The 315-nt window shown below is 79.7% G+C and carries 1 pseudogene; it reads left to right on the forward strand.

The features are described from left to right. A pseudogene (locus V5O49_RS00100) lies at positions 1-292 on the forward strand (hypothetical protein); the annotation flags it as partial. Positions 293-315: the final 23 nt, after the last annotated feature.

Here is a 315-nt window from a genome sequence, read left to right on the forward strand (position 1 = left end):
GCTCACGGCCCTGGTCGCGCTCGCCGCGCCCACGGTGCTGCCCGGGCTGCGGCTGCGGGACCTGCTGCGGACCAGACTCTCCCGCGCGGTGCGCCGCTGGTACCCCAGCGTCACCGCGCTGGCGGTGCTCGCCCCGCTCGCCGGCGTGGTGGTCCCCAGCCCGGCCACCGGGCTCGGGTTCGCCCCCGCACCCCTGCTGTTCGTCGACAGGGGCGGCTCCCGCGTCGCGCTGCGGCCCGTCGTGCTCGACGGCGCCCCCCCCACTCCTCCCCTCGCCTCCGTCCCCCCCTGAACCTCCCCACGGTGCCCCGGCGC

It is taken from the genome of Isoptericola haloaureus, assembly GCF_036689775.1.
In the GTDB taxonomy this organism is placed as follows: Bacteria; Actinomycetota; Actinomycetes; order Actinomycetales; family Cellulomonadaceae; genus Isoptericola; species Isoptericola haloaureus.